We start from the raw sequence: 18,667 nt of genomic DNA, 5'->3' as shown, positions 1-18,667 counted from the left end.
CCCCCGAAACGCGCAACTGGAAGTACGGATCGTGGACCCAGCGCTCGCACACCCCCTCATCGGACAGGCCGTAGATGTGCTTGAGCAGCAGCAATCCGATCATGAATCGGGTCGCGATACCCGGCCTACCGTTGTCGCTGTAGAGCGGCGCGATCTCGCCGTCGATCCAGTCCCAATCGACCCTGCCGGCGAGCAGAACCAGCTCGTGTCGCATGTTGATGATCTGGTCCAGCCGGGACCGGAACAGATCGTTCGAGCCTGTCGTCCTGTGCTTCTTTGGTCGCATCGGTGCCTCCGATGCAGCACAGAATCACGGTTCGCAGCGGCAGGGAAATCCAAAATCGAAATTGCAGGGTTTTGGGCTGTGAAGCCTCAATCCCCTGCAATCTCAAATGCCGCCACAAGCGGAAAACAGACTCCCAATCAAGTGCTTGGAGGCTTGTTCACGGACAACTATTCAATCACGCGATCGATGCTTTTTGCGCTGCCGGTCGTGCTTGAATCGGCGAAACCGAACCTAAAGGCGATCGAGGGCTCAAAGGATCTCGCCGACTCGCCGCAGAATGTAGCCCGATGATCGCCCGCCCCGTGTGGCCTGCGATTGGCTATTTGCGCATACACCGTATTTTATCGGGGTTTCACTAGGCGTGGAAAACTCTAGGTTGGGTTCGCCGGGGCTGGCGTTTCATTACGAGTAAGATTGCAACCGGCAAGGGGCCGCAGAGATGCGGCCCCTTTTCTGTGTGCCGAGTATGAACGACAGCTTGGAGGTGGAAGTCCTCTACCCAGCCTGATGGTGGCGAAGGGTTAGCGAAGCGCAAGGGCGTCGTCGCAAGACGGGGTCTGAAGAAAGCGTGGAGCAAATCCGCGACCCGATGGACAAGAACCGGATAACGCCCCGTGGGTCGGTCAAAATCCCCCGGGTATGGTCACTTGAAACTCCCCCACCTGATGATCGCCGTCAGCGCCGCTGAACAGCAGTAGCCGGTCAGGCAGGACGTTTATGTTCGACCCCTTTAGCCAGCAAGGGGCCGGGGAGTTGAACGTCTTGAAGCGACATCTGCAAAGCACCGTACTTACATTACTTGATCGCAACACCAGCCAGCGCGAGATTCACCGGCTGACGGGTGTCGATCGCAAGACGATCCGGCGTTATCAGGCGCTGCGGGCTGGTGCGGAGGCAAATTCCCCCGGGGAAGTGACCACCGGCTCGGTGAGCGCGGACGGCCAAATTCCTCCACCCCGACCACCGGCTTTTGGGACATCGGAAGCGACGGTTACCAGCAGCCTGGCCCGTTCGGCTTGCGAAGCGCATCGGACGTGGATCGAAGAACAGGTCCGGCTGAAGCGGAACGCGCAGGCGATTTACCAGGACCTGGTTGATCAATTTGGCTTTCCGTCCAGCTACCAGAGTGTCAAGCGGTTTGTGCGCCGGTTGCGGCACGCTGATCCTGAGCAGTTTGATCGTCTTGAGTTCCTCCCCGGCGAGGAAGCTCAGGTCGACTATGGCGAGGGCGCGCCGACGGTTGATCCGAAGAACGGGCGGTACCGTCGTCCCCGCCTGTTCGTGATGACGCTACGCTACTCGCGGCGCAGCTTCCGGCGGGTAGTCTGGAAGTCCAGCCAACAAGTCTGGGCGCAGCTCCACGAAGAGGCGTTCCGGTATTTTGGCGGGGTCCCCATGCGCGTTTCGGGGGATCGTGAGCGCGGATTTCAGGGGATCGTGAGCAGAGATTTCAGACGATCGTGAGCAACGATTTCGCGGGATCGTGAGCAAGGCTTTCGGAGCCTTGCAGCGCTTCGGCCGACAACTCAACCGGCTTAGGGATGACCTCGTGGTTAACGAGGAAGTCCAATGCCTACCCAGAGATTGTCGATGCGCCGGATCAAGGAAGTCCTTCGGTTAAAACATTTTCAAGGCCTGCCAGAGCGGGCCATCGCGCGGAGCGTGGGCGTCAGCAACGGCGTTGTGCACAGCTACCTGAGCCGCGCCCGCTCTGCTGGGTTGAGCTGGCCGCTTCCGGAGGGAATGACCGATGAAGACCTGGAGCTTTTGCTTTTCCCGGCCCCACGACCAGCGTCTCAGAGCCCGCAGCGGCCGGTGCCCGACTGGAGCTACATCGATAAAGAGCTCCGCCGGCGCAACGTAACCCGTCGCCTGCTCTGGGAGGAGTATCGCGCCGTTAATCCCGACGGTTTCGGGTACACGTGGTTCTGCACTACCTACGAGGCCTGGAAGGGGCGGGTCCGACCTTCGATGCGGCAGATTCATCTGGGCGGCGAGAAGGTGTTCGTGGATTTCGCCGGCGACACCATCGACATCGTCGATCCCCTGACCGGGGAAGTGCAGCCGATGAAGCTGTTCGTCGCGGCGATGGGCGCTTCGAACTACACCTACGCCGAGGCCTGCCCCAGCGAGAGCTTGGCCGACTGGATCCGGGCCCACGTCAACTTGTTCACGTTTTTGAGCGGAACGCCGACGTTCGTGGTCTGCGACAACCTCAAAGCCGCCGTCAGCAACCCCGACCGCTACGATCCCGGCCTCAATCGCACTTATGCCGAGATGGCGAGCCATTACGGCACGGCCATTCTCGCCGCACGGCCGCGGCGCCCAAAAGACAAGGCGAAGGTCGAGGTCGCGGTGCAAATCGCCCAGCGCTGGATTCTGGCCCGGCTGCGCAATCAGTGCTTCTTTTCCCGGGCCGAGCTCAACGCCGCCATCAAGACACTCGTCGACGAACTCAATGCTCGTCAAATGCGTGGCTTCGGCTCAAGCCGCGCCGAACTGTTTGCCGAACTCGACAAACCCAAGCTAACCCCGCTGCCAGATCAGCCTTATGGCTTCGCACGCTGGAAGCGCTGCCGCCTCGCTCCCGATTATCATGTCGAGGTCGACGGCCATTGGTACTCCGCGCCGTATCGTCTGATTGGCGAGCTGGTCGATGCCCGTATCGACGATCGGACGGTCGAGATCTTCCACAAGGGCCAGCGGATCGCCAGCCATGCCCGCGCGCCCAACCGACGCGGACACACCACCATCGCCGACCACATGCCCAGCGCCCATCGCCGCTACGGCAAATGGACCCCCGCCGCGGTGATCGCCGCCGGCGAGCGGATCGGTCCTTCGACAGCAGCGTTTTTCCAGGCCGTGATCGACGCCCGGCCCCATCCAGAACAAGGCTTTCGAACCTGCCTTGGCATTCTGGCGCTCGTCAAAAGCTACGGCGCCGAACGCCTCGACGCAGCCTGCCGGAGGGGCATCCTCATCAAGGCGCGCTCCGTCGCCTCGATTAGATCGATCCTCCAGAACGGCCTCGATCGCACGTTCTTCGACGAATCTTTCGAGCACCAGCCCCTGCGCCACGGCAACATCCGCGGACGCGACTACTTCCACTGAAGCAAGGAGAGACCCGGCATGCTTAACCACCCAACCCACGAACGGCTGATCGAGCTTGGCCTGACCGGAATGGCCAAGGCCTTCGAGGAGCAGCGCCGATCGCCCGATCTCGAAGCCCTGCCGTTCGAAGATCGCATCGGCCTGTTGGTCGACCGCGAAGCCGCCGAACGCGACACCAGGCGGCTCACCACGCGCCTCAAGATCGCCGCACTGCGCCAGACTGCTTGCGTCGAGGACGTCGATCTGCGCACCCCGCGGGGCATCGACCGCGCCGTTTTCGCCAAACTCGTCGAAGGTCGCTGGATCGATCGCCACGAGAATTTGCTCGTCACCGGTGGCAACCGGCCTGGGCAAAAGTTGGTTAGCCTGCGCGCTCGGCCACAAGGCCTGCCGCGACAACCGATCAGTCCTCTATCATCGCGTTCCAAGGCTGTTCGAGGCGCTCGCGCTCGCGCGCGGAGACGGACGTTACGCCCGGCTCCTCAAAAGCCTCGGCCGCGCTCAGCTTCTGGGAACGCCGCGATCTGCTCGAAATCCTCGAGGACCGCCATGGCCGCGCATCCACCATCGTCACAAGTCAGCTCCCCGTGGACACCTGGCATGGAGCCATTGGGGACCCCACGGTCGCCGACGCCATTCTCGATCGCCTCGTCCACAACGCCCACCGCCTCCAGCTCACCGGAGAAAGCATGCGAAAACGCAGCGCCAAAACCATCACCCTTGACGGCCAACCAGAACACTGACTCTATCTCCCATCGGCCGTAGCGGGCTGCTCACGATCGCGCGAAATCGATGCTCACGATCCGTGAAATCCGCAGATGCTCCCGGTGCGGGTCTATCGAGGGCTGTAAAGGGTGGTTTGTTGCTGATCGCCAGCATGCCAGATCGAAGCCCTGGTTCATATTTTGAAAGTGAGAACGGATGGATTTCCCCTCGACCAAGCGGGTGCGTGAACAATCGGACAGCACGGGCCCGCAAGAGAGCTCACCCGCGGCTCCGTCCGCAACCGCGGCGACCTTTGAGCGGCAATTGAGCGAGATCGGCAGTTCAGGTGAAGGTGATGGAGCAATGCCGGCCGCCTCGACGCCGCAGCCGGCTCAGTCAAAAGGGATTCTGAGAAGGCTCAGCAAAAGCCCCCTTTATTCCCAGGATGCTCCCCTTATTTTTGGGCTTGAGAAGGCCCTCATCAAGGGCGGGGCCGCCAAAGGCACCGCACAAAATAATCTATATTCTCTTCGCAGCTTTGGCCAGTGGCTCTTCGCAAATAACAAAGATCCCATTGCTGCTCGGCTCGACGACGAAGAGTCGCTGACCGTTGATGCGCGCGTGTTCGAAAAGCGTCCCGCGACACTCCTTAGGGCAATAGACCATCTCAGGACCTCGCGGTCGACGGGCGGAATCGTGCCGATCGCAGGCCGCACTGAGTTGCATCCTTATCCCCAGGACGCAGCTCTGATCGAAGAGTACAAAAACGACGCAGCGACAGATACCGGCAAGAAGGATGCAAGCAAGAATGCAACTGCTCTTCGCAGTTTCAGCGACTACCTGCGTGAAAACAGCAAGAAGGGCATTGCTGCTCGTCTTTCAGACGAGGCGTTGGATGGAGATGTCAAGAGCTATAAGAGGGCCCCCGGTGCTGATTCGAGGATCGGTGCCGCTCTGGCTCATCTCCGAAAATCGCAGGCGGGCGCTAAGGCGATGGAGCTCGAGCGCCATATTGATTCCGAAGACGCGGCCCTGAAGGAGTCGAGGCAGGTCGGCGACGCTGCTGCGCAGCACAGTTCGTCGCAGAAAGCTGGCAGTTGGCCAGAGGAATTGCTTCCTGCGGAAGGCCATGATCAGAATTTGCTTTTGGGTCCGATGGACGAACCCGGCCCGCCGTCCTCGGCGCCGCAGCCGGCTCAGTCAACTGGGGTTGCGATAGGGCACAAGAAGCGGCCTCTTCATTCCGAGGATGTTCCCCTTATTGCGGGGTTTGAGGAGGCCCTCCGGAATGGGAGCGCCGCCGAACGCACCGTCCGAAACTATCTATCTTCTCTTCGCAGCTTTGGCCAGAGGCTCTACGCAAATAACAAAAAGAGCATTTTTGCTCGGCTCGACGACGAAGAGTCACTGACCGCTGATGCGCGCGAGTTGTTCGAAAAGCGTCCCGCGACACTCCTTAGGGCAATAGACCATCTCAGGACCTCGCGGTCGACGGGCGGAATCGTGCCGATCGCAGGCCGCACTGAGTTGCATCCTTATCCCCAGGACGCAGCTCTCATCGAAGAGTACAAAAACGAAGCAGCGACAGATACCGGCAAGAAGGAAGAAGCCAGGAGGGATGCAACGGCTCTTCGCAGTTTCAGTGACTACCTGCGTGAAAACAACAAGAAGGGCATTGCTGGTCGGCTTTCAGGCAAGGCGCTGGATGGAGATGTCAAGAGCTATAAGAAGGACGCCGGTGCTGATTCGAGGATCGGCGCCGCTCTGGCTCATCTCCGAAAATCACAGGTGGGCCCTAAAGCGATGGAGCTCGAGCGCCATATTGATCCCGAAGACGCGGCCGTGATGGAGTCGAGACAGGTCGGCGACGCCGCTGCGCAGCACAGTGCGTGGCAGAAAGCTGGCAGTTGGCTAGAGGAATTGCTTCCTGCGGAAGGCCATGATCAGAATTTGCTTTTGGGGCCGATGGACGAACCCGGCGCGTCGTCCTCGGCGCCGCAGCCGGCTCAGTCAACTGGAATTTTGATAGGGCACGACAAGCAGCCTCTTCATACCGAGGATGCTCCCCTTATTTCGGGGCTTGAGGAGGCCCTCCGTAATGGGAACGCCGCCGAACGCACCGCCAGGGGCTATGTACGTACTCTTCTCAGCTTTGGCCACTGGCTCTTCGCAAATAACAAAGATCCCATTGCTGCTCGGCTCGACGACGAAAAGTCACTGACCGCTGATGCGCGCGAGTTCATCGGAAAGGGTAATCCCTTAAGACTTCTTGCGGCGATAGTTCATCTCCGAACCTCGCAGTCGACGGGCGGAGTCGTGCGGATCGCAGGCCGCACTGAGTTGCATCCTTATCCCCAGGACGCGGCTCTCATCGAAGAGTACAAAAACGAAGCAGCGACAGATACCGGCAAGAAGGATGCAAGCAGGAAGGATGCAACTGCTCTTCGCAGTTTCAGCGACTACCTGCGTGACAACAACAGGCCGGGCATTGCTGCTGGGCTCGGCACGTCGTTTGACGGAGATGTCGAGAGCTATAGGAAGGTCGCCGGTGCTGATTCCAGGATTGGCGCCGCACTGGCTCGTCTCCGAAAATCGCAGGCCGGCGCTGAGGCGATGGAGCACGAGCGCCATATTGATCCCGAAGAGGCGGCCCTGAGGGAGTCGAGGCGGGTCGGCGACGCCGCTGCGCAGCACATTGCGTCGCAGAAGGGTGGCAGTTGGCCAGAGGAATTGCTTCCTGCGGAAGGCCATGATCAGGATTTGCTTTTGGGGCTGATGGATGAACCCGGCCCGTCGTCCTCGGCGCCGCAGTCGGCTCAGTCAACTTGGATTGTGATAGGGAAGAGGAAGCAGCCTCTTTATTCCGTGGATGCTCCCCTTATTTCGGGGCTTGAGAGGGCCCTCATCAAGGGCGGGTTCAGCAAATCCGCTGCCGAGCAGCACGGAGGTTCTCTTCGTAGCTTTAGCCGTTGGCTTTTCGCAAAAGAAAAACCGAGCATTCGTGATCGGCTCGACAATAAGTCGCTGACCGATGGCGGTGAGGTGCTCGAGTTCATCGGAGAGGGTAATCCAAAGAGACTCGTTCAGGCAATCGACTATCTCCGGACCTTGCGGTCGACGGGCGAAGTGCCGATCTCACGACGCGCTAAGCTGAATCCTCACCCCCAGAACGTGGCCTTTATCAATCCCGAAGACACGGTACTGATGGAGCCGAGGCGCGTCGACGCCGCCGCTGCGCAGCACAGCGCGTCGCAGGAAACTGGCCGTCGGCCAGAGGAGCTTCCCGCGGAAGGCCGCGATCAGGATTTGCTTTTGGGGCTGATGGACGAACCCCGCTCGTCGTCATCTCTCGAGCCAGCCGCGCGCCATGACCAGGCACCGGATCCCGGAGAGCCCGACCGCCAGCAGTCCCCGGACGAGCCGATGGCTGCGCTTGCCAGGAGCAACCGCCTGCCAAGCGAGGAGGTCCTCATCAACGATGAGCATGACACAGCTGAGTTGAGGCCAGCGAAGAGGCAGAGGACCCTAAACAATCCGCAAGGCGTTGCCGGCGAGCGGCAGCTGAGCGAGATCGCCAATTCAGGCGGCCAGCCGACACCGGCGCCTACCCATCAACAGGGTACGTCGTCATGGGAGACGCAGCCGATGCTGCTGCGGAGCGGCTACGAAGATGTCACGGCGCCGCATGCGGTCGCGACGTACGTCGGGGGCGCCGCTGCGCAGCACAGCGCGCGGCAGCGAGCTGTCAGTCGGCCATTGGTCCTCCCGGAAGGTTACGATCAGGATCTGCGCTTAATGGTGGAAGACGGCCCATCGTGGCCCGAGGTTCCTCCTGAGCAGGCGCAGGACATAGTCCAAGCTGGGCAGGAACCTGCCTGGCCGACCGTGGAAGCAGCGCCAACGCACTCTGCCAGGGCTCGCTCAAACACCTACGGCGGTATTGAGGTGTCGTTTAATCCGAATTCGCCCGCATCATTTGAGTTGCGTGACAATGCTTGGAGCCCGGCGCCTGGCTTTCCGCCGCCGTTTGCCGGGCCGGTACCGGGGCATCACCAGGGCGCTCAACAGCTCGGCTCGCCGCAGGGGCTTTCTCCGGTGTCCGCCCACTCGGACGATGACGCTTTGGCGTGGTTGAGCGAGGAGCTTGCGCGGCAGATGCAAGAACCGGCATCACCATCAACTGCCAGGGCTCAGGATCTCTATCGTGGGTTTGAGGCACTGCTTGATCCGGATGCGGCCGAGTTGGATGACAGTGCTCACTTTGCGCCAGCGCCTTCTGCCAGGGCTCGCTCAGACACCTACGGCGGTCTTGAGGTATCGTTTAATCCGAATTCGCCCGCATCATTTGAGTTGCGCGACAATGCTTGGAGCCGGGCGCCTGGCTTTCCGCCGCCGTCTGCCGGGCCGGTACCGGGGCATCACCAGGGCGCTCGACAGCTCGGCTCGCCGCAGGGGCTTTCTCCGGTGTCCGCCCACTCGGACGATGACGCTTTGGCGTGGTTGAGCGAGGAGCTTGCGCGGCAGATGCAAGAACCGGCATCACCATCAACTGCCGGGGCTCAGGATCTCTATCGTGGGTTTGGGGCACTGCTTGATCCGGATGCGGCCGAGTTGGATGACAGTGCTCACTTTGCGCCAGCGCCTTCTGCCAGGGCTCGTTCAGACACCTACGACGGTCTTCCATTGGTTGATCTGACCGCGCCCGCACCGTCCCCATTGCGCGACGATATCGTGCGGCGGTTTCCGATCACCTCCTCCGATGCTCAGATCGGGGCGTTGAATCCGATAGCCTTGTCCCACAACCGCGGGCTGGTGCTCGAGGACACGGAATGGCTGGGCGACGAGCATATCCTCAGGGATTACCAGCTTCAGGAGCTGGATTTGCAGAGGAGCGATTCGGATCTCGCCGCCCGGACGCGGTTCGTAGATCCCCTCGAAGCGCTGCGGCTGCGCCTGGGCGCGGAGAGCGACGTGCTACGCGTATTCCATCGCATCGTCCATGATCGGCGTGATAACGATACAGCCGACTTCCTGTTGCTGCCAGTGAACGATGCCAGTGCTACGGACCGCGGCAGGCATTGGTCGCTGCTGTTCGTTGATCGCAGCAACCGGCAATGGCCTGTCGCCTATCACTACGATTCCTACGGGAGATACAACGAGACGCATGCAAGACAACTCGCAGAAAGGCTGAACATCGCCCTGCAGCCCGCCGGCATGGCCCAGCAGCAGAACACTTATGATTGCGGCGTCTTTGTCGTGGACGGCACGCGGGAGCTGGTTAGGCAATTGGCGCAAGGACGGGAGCCAGACCAGCTGAACCTCAGCAACGTCGTTGCCAATCGGCAGGCACTGCAAGCGCGACTCAGGGGGTGATGTCGCCGTGGGCGGACCCTCGCGGCGCTTCTCTTTGAGCTTGAATGACGGCTGGAAGAAGTTCACCAGCAGGCGCGCCGCGGCGTAGAGACGTGCCATCACGCGGGCCGTCTCGCCCCCGTCGAAGCGCCCGTATCCGACGAGCCGCCGGACCACCGCTTGATCTCGCCGTTGAGGCGCTCGATCGGGTTGGTAACCGGTATGAGATGGCTCGGTGCCAACGTTCCGCTGCGGTGTTCCTACATCGTGGCGTATGGTGCGACCATCGGGACAGAGGCACCGGGAGCACGAAGTGCGGGCAGGCCGATGCACACGATGAGCCGAGAGCTCGAGTTAGTAGCTGGCCGCCTCTGCGACTCGCCCGGTTGCGCCGCGAGCGCGAATCCGTAGTTGTCGTGTCGCCCGCAGCTCCCGTCATGTGTTCGGCAGAGGAGGTGCGAATGCGACGGATAATTGGCATTGATGTCCACCGAACCTTCGGGGAGGTGGTATTTTGGGAGAACGGCAGGCTTCGACATGCGGGGCGCATTGATATGACGCGGACTGCGCTGGAGGGATTTGGCAAAACCCTGCTGGCCGGTGATGAGGTGGTGCTCGAAGCGACTGGTAACAGCTTGGCGGTGTCGCGGGTTCTGGCGCCATTCGTGGCGCGGGGGATCATCGCCAATCCGTTGCAGGTGAAGGCGATCGCCCAGGCTCACGTCAAGACCGACAAGATCGATGCCGGCACGCTCGCCAGTCTGCAGGCGGCGGGATACCTGCCGCAGATCTGGACGCCTGACGCGGAGACCGAGCGCAAGCGTAGGCTGGTGGCGCGGCGCTACCAGGTCGTGCGGCATCGCACGCGGCTCAAGAACGCGGTGCATTCGATCCTGCACGCGCACCTGATCCCGAAGTGCCCGCATGCCGATCTTTTCAACGCCCGCGGCCGGGCATGGTTGGCCGCTCAACAGTTGCCGGACGATGAGCGAGCGGCCATCGACCGGCATGTCCGTGAGCTTGACCGGCTGGCGGAAGACCTGGTCCTGCTCGACCGCGAGATCGCGCGGGACGCAATCGAGGATTTCGCGGTCAACAGATTGATGACGATCACCGGCGTGAACCTGGCGGTCGCCGCCGGCATCGTGGCGGCGATCGGCGACATCAGCTGGTTCAACAGCCCGCAGAAGTTGGTGAGCTATTTCGGGCTGAACCCGCGGGTGCGGCAGTCCGGGTTGGGAGCAGCCCACCACGGCCGTATCAGCAAGATCGGCCCGCAGTCATGCGCGCGCCATGCTGGTCGAAGCGGCCTGGGCAGCGGCCAAGGCGCCCGGTCCACTGCATGCTTTTTTCGTACGCATCCGCGCCCGGCGCGGCCATCAGATCGCCGCGGTGGCCGTGGCTCGGAAGCTCACTGTGCTCTGCTGGCACTTGCTGACAAAGGGCGAGGATTACCTGTGGGCGCGCCCGGCGCTGGTCGCCAACAAGACCCGCGCGATGCAACTTCAAGCCGGACATCCACAACAGAAAGGGAGCCGCCGTGGACCAGCCTATGCCTACAACATCAAGTCGCTGCGCGACCGCGAGATGTTGATTGCCGCCCAGGCCGAGCAAAGCTACGAACGATTCGTGTCGCAATGGAAGTCGCGGCACCCAAAAAGTGGCGCGCGAGCGCCTCAGTTCGGCAGGACAAAATAGGCAGTCCGGTGACGCTTGCAGCCACGCGTCACGCTTCGCCATGAGGTCGCCCGCGCCCAACAACCATAATCGCGGCTGATGGCAAATTCTAGCCAGGAATGCAGTCCCGTTCCACTGCCAGTGTGCCGCCGTGCTCGGGCCGGTCAAGGCCAAGCCTTGCGGTGGCCGCAGACGCGGCAGCCTTGACCGCCCCGGCGCGCGGCGGCTGCGAGATTGGTGGCCGGGACGGAAGAATGGCCCGCAGCGCAGCCGAACAAAAGAATGGACTTACAGCAATCTCCGCAGTCGTCGTCTCGGCCCCGAAGAAATCGCTTGTCCATCTCATCCGTGGAGTGCAGCTTGGTGCGGTGCTGCGGCGGGAACGTCATATAGGCCAGCACATCGGTCTCGGCCTCGTCGAGGAAGCCGGCAAGCTTGGGCAGCTTGGGACGGAGTTGGTCGGAGACCTTGCGCCACTGCATTTTAGCGGCCTCGGCATCGTCCTGGGCAAACGCGGTGGCGATGAAGGCGGAGACGACGCGGCGGCCGCTCTTGCCGGCATGGGCCAGCGCGTTGCGCATGAAGTGCACCCGGCAACGCTGCCAGGAGGCATTGAGCACCTTGGCCACGGTGGCCTTGATGCCCTCGTGGGCGTCGGAGACGACCAGCTTGACGCCGCGCAGACCGCGGCGGGCGAGCTTGCGCAGGAACGCGGTCCAGAATGTCTCAGCCTCTGAGGGACCGATATCCATACCGAGAACCTCGCGCCGGCCATCACTGTTGACGCCGACCGCGACGATCACTGCGACCGACACGATGCGCCCGTTCTGGCGCAGCTTCACATAGGTGGCGTCGATCCACAGGTACGGCCAGTCGCCCTCGATCGGACGAGCGAGGAACGCCTTCACCTTGTCGTCGATCTCGGCGCAGAGCCGGCTCACCTGGCTCTTGGAGATGCCGCTCATGCCCATCGCCTGCACCAGATCGTCGACCGAGCGGGTCGAGACGCCTTGCACATAGGCTTCCTGCACCACGGCGGTGAGCGCCTTCTCGGCCATGTGGCGCGGCTCCAGAAAGCCGGGAAAGTAGGAGCCCTTGCGCAGCTTGGGGATGCGAAGCTCGACCGCGCCGGCACGGGTCTCCCAGGTCCGGTCGCGGTAGCCGTTGCGCTGGGCCAGGCGCTCGGGGGTCTTCTCGCCGTAGGCGGCCCCGGTCTGGCCGTAAGCGGAGCTTTTCTCCCATTTGATTGATTGGTTTCGCTTCGGCTTTCGCTCTGCGATTCTTGGCTGGTCAGAGAGCCAAGAGGAGACTGAAGGCGATGGAACAATCGGGGGAGGAAGCCGAAGCTGATGGCTTTGTAGGGAAGCTTACGCGCCGGACGCGTTCTGGAGGCCGGTTATGGTCTGCGGAGATCAAGGGGCGCGCTGTTTTCGAGAGCATGAAGCCCGACGCCCGGGTATGTGATGTCGCACGGCGTTATGGTGTGAAGGCCCAGCAGTTGACGAGGTGGCGCAGATTGGCGCGTGCTGGCCGGCTCGCATTGGTCACGGACGACGCGGCGGATTTCGTGTCGATCGAGCTGAGCGATCCAGTGGCGTCAGGCAAGAGCGAGGGGCCCGTCGAGATTACGATTGGCAAGGTTTCGGTCCGCCTGGATGCGGACGTGTCGGCGGTGCGGATCGCGGAGATCGTGACTGCGATCGAGCGCGGCGCATGATCATTCCGGCGCAGGGACTGCGGATTGTGCTTGCTGTGCGTCCTGTTGACTTCCGGTGCGGGCACGACGCGCTGGCCGGTCTTGTGCAAAACACGCTTGGGCTCGATCCGCATTCGGGCCTGATCGTGGTTTTTCGTTCGAAGCGCGCCGACCGGCTGAAGATTTTGCTATGGGACGGCACGGGCCTCGTTTTGGTCTACAAGCGCCTTGGCCGCGATGGTCGTTTCGAGTGGCCGCAGATCAGCGACGGCGTCATGCATCTGACGCGCGTGCAGTTCGAAGCGCTGTTTGAAGGGCTGAACTGGAAGCGAGTGGGCGAACGGATTGTCGCGACGCCAGCTGCGGCGAACTGACTCAGACCCGACAACCTGTTTCGCGCGGGGCTTTGGGATGATAGCTTGCGGATGTGCCGCCGTCCCCCTTTGATCCCGCCCGTCTTGCAGCGCTGCCCGCCGATTTGCGCGCGCTCTTCCGCGCGCAGGAAGCGATGATTGAAGCCGAGCGTCGTCGCGCAGACGATGAATGCTCGGCGCGCCTTCATGTCGAGAGTGAACTGGCTGCGTCCAAAGAGAGCGTCGAACGCCTCGAACTGCTCGTGAAGGAGTACGAGCGCGCACGTTTCGGTAAACGCTCGGAGAAGTTCAATCCCGATCAGATGCAACTGGTTCTCGAGGACATCGAGATTGCCATCGCCGAAGTCCAGGAACGCCAGGACGATCGTGCGCGCCGCGCCGGCACGGCGCCGTCCAGCCGCCGGACCAGGCGCGCTGCCCGTGCCTTTCCCGCGCACCTGCCGCGCATCGAGCAGGTGATCGAACCCGAGAACCTCGAGTGTCCCTGCGGCTGCGGCCGGATGGTCCAGATCGGCGAGGATCGCTCCCGCCGTCTCGATGTCATGGCCGCCCAGTATCGTGTGATCGAGACGGTGCGACCGCGCTACGCCTGCGCAAAGGGCTGCACCGGTGTTGCTCAGGCGCCGGCGCCCGCCCATCTCGTGGAGGGTGGCATCCCCACCGAGGCGCTGCTGGCGCAGGTGGCGGTCGCCAAGTTCAGCGAGCACATGCCACTCTATCGTCAGTCGCAGGTTCTGGCTCGGCATGGCATCTTCATCGATCGCGCCGTTCTGGCAGACTGGATGGGAACGGTCGCCTTCCACCTCGCGCCGCTGGTCGAGCGCATGAGCGTCGTGATGAAGCAATCGGGCCGCTTGTTCATAGACGAGACCAGGGCGCCTGTGCTCGATCCGGGCCGGGGCCGAACGAAGACCGGCTATCTGTGGGCTGTCCTGCGCGACGATCGCGGCCACGGCGGCGCTGATCCACCAATCGTGGTCTACCACTACGCGCCAGGACGCGGTGGTGACCATGCTGAGCGCATCCTCGAGGGCTTCGACGGCATCCTTCAGGTCGACGGATACCAGGGCTATCATCGGCTCGCACGGCCCAAGCGCAAAGGCGGCGTGCCGCTGCGGCTGGCCGCATGTTGGTCCCACTCAAGGCGCAAGATCATCGCAGCGACTCCGAAAGCCGGCTCACCCATCGCCGAAGCCGTTCTCGCGCGCATCGCCGCACTCTATGCGATCGAGAAGGAGATCCGTGGCGCCGACGCCCCGGCTCGGCAAACGACCCGTAACGAGCGATCACGGCCGCTCGTCGCTGAACTCGAGAGGTTTCTGCGCGAGCAAGCCGCTCGCCTGTCGCCGGGCAGCGAGATGGGCAAGGCGATCGCCTATCTCCTGAACCATTGGGATGGCCTCACCTTGTTTCTCGACGATGGTTGCGTTGAGATGGACACCAATCCCGTCGAAAATCAAATCAGGCCGCTGACTCTGACGCGTAAAAATAGTTTATTTGCTGGTCACGACGAAGGTGGTCGTTCATGGGCGCGCATAGCTTCGCTCATCGCCACCTGCAAAATCAACAGCGTGGAGCCCTACGTCTGGATGAAAGCGACGCTCAAAGCGATCGCAACCGGTCACCCGCAGTCCCGGATCGACGAGCTCCTGCCCTGGTCGTTCGGCCGCACCTCGTAATTCTCCGTCGTTGCCGCCTCCATACCCCCCGCCAACGATTTGCAAACACGTTGATCAACAGACTGCAATCCCCACGCCAAACCTTTGCGAATGGGACGCGAACGTCGCTTACGTCTGGCCTTCGACTTCCAGCTCCATCAATCGCTGGGCGGCAAAGCCGATCATCTCGCGCAACAGATCGGCATCAGGGGTCTTCTCCACGAGCGTGCGGAGGTTCATCATCTCATCGGTCACCGGTGGTTCCTCGAATCAGGTTGGTGTCAGCAACCCGACCCTACCGGCGAACTGCCGGTGACCACCGCAAAGCCGCCCGCCCGCTACGGCGCTATTGGGGGGCGCGCGTCCGGGCGGCTTTGCTCTACCGAGCTACACCACATCCGGGGACACGACCGAGCTCGGATCGAAAAGTCGTCGAATATCCGTCGAATAAGCGCTGACGAAACTTGCCGCACTCATTCATTGAATCCGATCACTGAGCTCTCTTGATAGCTGAATAATCCAACCCGACGCGCGAAGCAGATCGCGGCGAGCTCGTCTGCCCGCAATTGTGCGAGAAGTCGTAGATGGTAATTCGGGGCAACGCACGCAGAGTTGAGTCTTGCTGAATCAGTCTGCGGCTCGGGCAACCATAAGGTGATCGAGGGCAACTCGCTGCTCCGAAGATAGAGGCACCGACGCTGCGGCAAAGTTCGCATTCAGTTGCTCTACCGAAGTAGCGCCTGGAATGACCCGGATGTTGGGTGACCTCCCCAGCAGCCATGCGAGGGCGACTGTAGCTGGCCTGACCAAGTGAGCAGCCGCTATGTCCCAAAGCGGATCGAGAGCAAGGCTGAGCTCGGCCAGACGTGTCGGTTCGAAGCGGGGGTCCTTGTTACGATAGTCGGTCGGCGAACGCTTTGCTTCCACGTCGGGTATCCGCGCGAGGATGCCCCGCCCAAGTGGTGAGTAGCACACGAAATCGGTGCCTGTGCCGTTCAGATAGGCAAGTAGTCCCTGCTCGGGCTGCCGCTGGATAAGGGAGTATTCGTTTTGAACGAAAGATATCCGGTGTATTGCGGACGCTCGCTGCACCGTTTCTATATCGGTAGCAGACAGGCCAAGCTCAAGCACTTTCCCTTCTTTCACGAGGTCCGACATCGTGCCGACGACCTCTTCGACCGGAATGTTTGGGTCAGGGCGATGCTGATAGAGGACGTCAATGTAGTCGCGCCGCAGTCGGCGCAGCGACCCTTCCACGGCTGAACGAATCGATTGCGGACGGGAATCCAATCCTGCGATCTTGCCGGCTTCGAGCCGATATCCGAATTTCGTGGCTATCTCGACACGGGTGCGACGGGAGCCAAGCGCATCAGCTAATAGCTCTTCGTTGACAAACGGACCGTAGAGCTCGGCCGTGTCGAAATGGGTGACACCCATGTCGAATGCGTGGCGGATGATATCAATGGCAACATCGCGGGCGATATGGCCGTAAATGCCAGTCAGTGCCATGCACCCCAAACCGCGCAACGGCACGCTTTCAAGATATTTGACCCGGCGATTTTTCAGATTGCGTTGCGGATCGGTACAAAATTCGAGGGGCTAATGTGAGCGCGACGGGCGGTGCGCCGGGACAAGCACGAGCAGACCCGCTCGGCCTCATTCTGCTCTGGAGAACGTGACGACATACATAAAAAGAGAGGCCGCCTGCGTTGCCACAAGCGGCCCAAGTCTAGGGAGGAAACGCCCAAGGAGGGCAGCGATAGCGAGAGCGCTACCGCATACCCTAGCTAAGACGATCGCGATCAGCGGCTCAATTGCACGTAGGTAAACGTCGGGCATCTAAAGGGGTCACGGACCTATACGAAGGTTTATGGCAGAGCCGACCACTTCCGCACTAGTACCCGGAATCAGAGCTGAGTGATACGGCGGCCTTTGAAACGGCGTTGACGGACCTTTTTCTTGGTCCAGACGAAGGGCTCGGCTCTGTCGTTGTATGCGTTGACGTAGGCATCGATGTGTTCCTGAAGCTGCTTGAGGCTCGTGAAGGAGGTGCCGCTGAGCGACTGCCCCTGCAAGATGGAAAACCATACTTCGACCTGATTGAGCCATGACGCACTTGTCGGCGTGAAATGAAATTGCACGTTGGGGTGGGCCTTGAGCCAGTCCTCGTTCTTTTTATGGGTGTTGAGGTTGTCGAGGATGACGTGAAGCTTGCGGTTCGGAAAAGTCGCGGTGACGCTGTTCATGAAATCGAGAAACTCGACGCGGCGCCGGCGTTTTGAATGGGTCGCGATGATCTTTCCGGTGGCGACTTCGAGCGCCGCAAACAATGTTGTGGTGCCATGCCGCTTGTAATCGTGGCTTTGGCCGGTCAAGGCGCGGCCATTGGGCAACTTCAGATAACCCTGCGCTCGCTCCAAAGCCTGGATCGAGGGCTTCTCGTCCACGCACAGCACAATGGCCTTCGCCGGCGGCGCGACATAGAGGCCGACAACATCGGCGGCTTTGGCCGTAAAGTTCGGGTCGTTGCTCTCGCACCAGGACTTGCGAGCCACCAGGTCAATCTTGTGGCTGCGCAGGAACCGCCAGACATATTGGACATCGACATCGCCCAGCGCCTCGGCCAGCAGGGGGCCGGTCCAGCGCGCAAACCCTTGCGGTGGCGGCTTATCCAGCAGCTTCAGAATCCGCTTGTCGGTCGTCTTCGTATAGATCGGCTGCTTGCCAGGCCGCGGCTTGTCTTGCAGCCCTTCAAGGCCATGGTCGGCATAGCGATGCCGCCAAAGGCTGACAATCCGCGGCTGGACCCCAACTTCCTTGGCGATCGACCGGGTGCTGCGCCCATCCGCCGCCAACAGAACTATCCGCGCCCGCTTCAAATCGCGCTGCAACGTCACCGGTGAGCGACAGCACGCCTCAAGCACCTTGCGATCTTTCCTCGAAAGGTGGACTTCTCTTGCTTCGGGTATCATCCCGACCTTGAATCACGACTCACGTTCCAAGAAAAGTGGGTACTAGGTGTAGGCCGTCACTGCCTGCGCATTACGTCGAGCATCGAGTACGGCATCGCCCTCGACCTCGATGCGTGGTGGTGACCGTCATTGGATATGCGCGGAGACGAAAGCGCACAGTAGCGATTTGTCGCACGCGACCGTCCTTCTGATGAATTAACATTAGGGAAGAGACCGGCCTGACGGAGATCAGCGCTATGGGGTCCCTTGAAGCACTCGCCATCGTCGTTGTTTTTGTTCTGGTGGCAGTGGTCGTGACCACGCTCGTGCAAACCCGGAAACGATAGCAGCTTGATCCGCCGCTTTTGGGACGTGGTCGCCTCCGTTGTGCCCGGCGCGTTATCCACCGCAAGCTGTAGCGGCTTGCCGACGCTCTACCTCCGGGCGATGCTCGCGCGATGGGCACCAAATCACGCGAGACCATTTACGGTGGGTCGGTCCGGGCAGCGGCAGAACGGGCGACCGAAGCGCGGAAGGAGGCCGACCGGCTCGCCGTTGCGGCGTGGAACGCGCGCATGCTCGGTTTCCAGGGGCCCGCGCAACCGTCGCCCACGCTCGGCGATGCGCTTAATGCCGGTTACCGCTACCTCGAAGTGCGCTGCCTTGGCTGCGACACGCACCAGACCGTCGCCCTTGGACATCGTGCGGCGACCGAAGGCGACGCCGGTTCATGAACTGGAGCGCTACATGCGGTGCAAGGACTGCTCGGAGGTGCGCGGCTACAGGAACCCGAACCGACGTGATATATCGACGGTCGTAACACAAAGGATGTCCTGAGCGTTCGAAGCTTTTTGTCC

8 protein-coding genes and 6 pseudogenes are annotated in these 18,667 nt (G+C 61.6%); 9 read left to right on the top strand and 5 right to left on the bottom strand.

Annotation, left to right across the window (positions count from 1 at the left end):
* Positions 1 to 16: 16 nt before the first annotated feature.
* A pseudogene (locus JEY66_RS43210) lies at positions 17 to 286 on the bottom strand (transposase); the annotation flags it as partial.
* 717 nt (positions 287 to 1,003) lie between these two features.
* Between JEY66_RS43210 and JEY66_RS43205 the strand changes: the two are divergent.
* The 5 genes and pseudogenes from JEY66_RS43205 to JEY66_RS43185 all read left to right on the top strand — a co-directional run.
* Positions 1,004 to 1,735, top strand: a pseudogene (locus tag JEY66_RS43205) (transposase); the annotation flags it as partial.
* 120 nt (positions 1,736 to 1,855) lie between these two features.
* Positions 1,856 to 3,397 carry an IS21-like element ISFK1 family transposase gene (gene istA, locus JEY66_RS43200; RefSeq protein ID WP_166341218.1) on the top strand — a complete coding sequence of 514 codons (1,542 nt, stop codon included), beginning with the start codon at positions 1,856 to 1,858 and terminating at the stop codon, positions 3,395 to 3,397.
* Positions 3,398 to 3,415: 18 nt separating this feature from the next.
* Positions 3,416 to 4,140: pseudogene (gene istB, locus JEY66_RS43195) on the top strand (IS21-like element ISFK1 family helper ATPase IstB).
* Between the two features lie 178 nt (positions 4,141 to 4,318).
* A complete protein-coding gene (locus JEY66_RS43190) occupies positions 4,319 to 9,475 on the top strand; it encodes a Ulp1 family isopeptidase (protein WP_209911825.1) in 5,157 nt (1,718 codons plus the stop codon).
* A 440-nt stretch (positions 9,476 to 9,915) separates the two neighbouring features.
* Positions 9,916 to 11,196, top strand: a complete 1,281-nt coding sequence (locus tag JEY66_RS43185) for an IS110 family RNA-guided transposase (RefSeq protein WP_244620943.1) — start codon at positions 9,916 to 9,918, stop codon at positions 11,194 to 11,196.
* A gap of 267 nt (positions 11,197 to 11,463) precedes the next feature.
* Here JEY66_RS43185 and JEY66_RS43180 read toward each other — a convergent pair.
* A pseudogene (locus tag JEY66_RS43180) lies at positions 11,464 to 12,348 on the bottom strand (IS256 family transposase); the annotation flags it as partial.
* Positions 12,349 to 12,449: 101 nt separating this feature from the next.
* Between JEY66_RS43180 and JEY66_RS43175 the strand changes: the two are divergent.
* The 3 genes from JEY66_RS43175 (at position 12,450) to tnpC (ending at position 14,880) form a co-directional block, all read left to right on the top strand.
* Positions 12,450 to 12,848 (top strand): transposase, encoded by a 399-nt coding sequence (locus JEY66_RS43175; RefSeq protein WP_026193420.1) that lies wholly within the window; start codon positions 12,450 to 12,452, stop codon positions 12,846 to 12,848.
* A complete protein-coding gene (tnpB, locus tag JEY66_RS43170) occupies positions 12,845 to 13,201 on the top strand; it encodes an IS66 family insertion sequence element accessory protein TnpB (RefSeq protein WP_011090953.1) in 357 nt (118 codons plus the stop codon). Before JEY66_RS43175 ends, tnpB begins: the two co-directional genes overlap by 4 nt.
* 134 nt (positions 13,202 to 13,335) lie before the next feature.
* Positions 13,336 to 14,880: an IS66 family transposase gene (tnpC, locus tag JEY66_RS43165; protein WP_224517700.1), complete on the top strand. Its 1,545-nt coding sequence runs from the start codon at positions 13,336 to 13,338 to the stop codon at positions 14,878 to 14,880.
* A gap of 111 nt (positions 14,881 to 14,991) precedes the next feature.
* On the opposite strand, the pseudogene JEY66_RS45245 reads toward tnpC, so the two are convergent.
* The 3 genes and pseudogenes from JEY66_RS45245 to JEY66_RS43155 all read right to left on the bottom strand — a co-directional run.
* A pseudogene (locus JEY66_RS45245) lies at positions 14,992 to 15,114 on the bottom strand (IS256 family transposase); the annotation flags it as partial.
* Positions 15,115 to 15,486: 372 nt separating this feature from the next.
* Positions 15,487 to 16,368: an aldo/keto reductase gene (locus tag JEY66_RS43160; RefSeq protein WP_018273895.1), complete on the bottom strand. Its 882-nt coding sequence runs from the start codon at positions 16,366 to 16,368 to the stop codon at positions 15,487 to 15,489.
* A 398-nt stretch (positions 16,369 to 16,766) separates the two neighbouring features.
* Complete coding sequence (locus JEY66_RS43155) at positions 16,767 to 17,831, bottom strand: IS630-like element ISRj1 family transposase (protein ID WP_011084514.1); 1,065 nt, start codon at positions 17,829 to 17,831, stop codon at positions 16,767 to 16,769.
* A gap of 437 nt (positions 17,832 to 18,268) precedes the next feature.
* Between JEY66_RS43155 and JEY66_RS43150 the strand changes: the two are divergent.
* Positions 18,269 to 18,593, top strand: a pseudogene (locus JEY66_RS43150) (hypothetical protein); the annotation flags it as partial.
* Between the last annotated feature and the right edge of the window lie 74 nt (positions 18,594 to 18,667).

Source organism: Bradyrhizobium elkanii USDA 76, from assembly GCF_023278185.1.
Taxonomy (GTDB): Bacteria; Pseudomonadota; Alphaproteobacteria; order Rhizobiales; family Xanthobacteraceae; genus Bradyrhizobium; species Bradyrhizobium elkanii.
Note: the sequence above shows the minus strand (reverse complement) of the source record. Positions and strands in the feature narration are given on the sequence as shown.